At 38.9% G+C, this 1,188-nt stretch carries 2 protein-coding genes; both read left to right on the top strand.

Annotated elements, in window-relative coordinates; translation table 11 throughout:
• Positions 1-741 (top strand): ParA family protein (locus QVP40_RS04035; RefSeq protein ID WP_288200315.1); only part of this gene is annotated, 741 nt, incomplete at its 5' end.
• Positions 731-1,188 (top strand): ParB/RepB/Spo0J family partition protein (locus QVP40_RS04030; protein WP_288200314.1); only part of this gene is annotated, 458 nt, incomplete at its 3' end. The genes QVP40_RS04035 and QVP40_RS04030, both read left to right, overlap by 11 nt.

Below are 1,188 nucleotides of genomic sequence, written 5' to 3'. Positions count from 1 at the left end.
AAAAGTACAACGACTTTAAATCTTGGGGTAGGATTGGCAAGACAAGGAAAAAAAGTGTTATTGATCGATGCGGATCCACAGGGAAGCTTAACTGCAAGTCTTGGATATGTAGAACCGGATGATATTGGAACAACTCTTGCAACTATTATGATGAATATTATCAATGACGAGGAAATTGCTGAGGAAGAAGGCATTTTACATCATGAGGAACAAGTGGATCTCCTACCGGCCAATATTGAGTTATCAGCCTTGGAAGTAACTATGAGTAATGTAATGAGCAGGGAGCTGATCATGAAGGAATATATTGATACGATGCGATCACGATACGATTATATTTTGATTGATTGTATGCCGAGCTTGGGAATGATGACCATCAATGCTTTAGTAGCTTCTGATACGGTTTTGATACCTGTACAAGCTGCATATCTGCCGGTTAAAGGACTTCAACAGTTGATCAGGACTATTTCTATGGTAAAGAAGAGATTGAACCGAAAGCTGACGATACAGGGAATTCTTTTGACAATGGTGGATTTTCGTACTAATTACGCCAAAGATATTGCTTCCAGAGTGAGAGAAACTTATGGATCTAAGATTTCTATCTTTGAAAATGTCATTCCACTATCAGTTAAGGTAGCTGAAGCAAGTGCGGAAGGAAAAAGTATTTATTGTCATTGTCCAAAGGGAAAAGTATCTATGGCTTATGAAAATCTGACACAGGAGGTTTTGGAAAATGAAAAGTAGAAGCGCAGAAAAAATCAAATTGACAAGCATTGATGAATTGCTGGGAGTAGTCAATGAAGAATCGGCAATGGAGATTGATATCAGTAAAATTCATGCTTTTAAGGATCATCCATTTAAGGTATTGGATGACGAAAAGATGACAGACTTGGTGGAGAGTGTAAAGGCAAAAGGGATACTGACACCAGTTTTGTTACGATCCGATGGTGAAGATGGATATGAGATGATATCAGGTCATCGAAGAATGTACGCGGCTATTAGAGCTGGCTTGGAAACAATTCCTGCAATTGTCAGAGAGCTGTCAGATGATGATGCAGTAATCGCCATGGTAGATGCCAATATTCAACGAGAAGAGTTACTTCCGAGTGAAAAAGCATTTGCTTATAAGATGAAACTGGATGCGATGAAGAGACAGGGAAAAAGAGCTGATTTAACTTGTGGTCATAATGG

This window comes from Blautia sp. CAG:257, from assembly GCF_000433815.1.
GTDB classification, from domain to species: domain Bacteria; phylum Bacillota; class Clostridia; order Lachnospirales; family Lachnospiraceae; genus Blautia_A; species Blautia_A caecimuris.
This window is presented reverse-complemented; position numbering and strand designations above follow the sequence as displayed.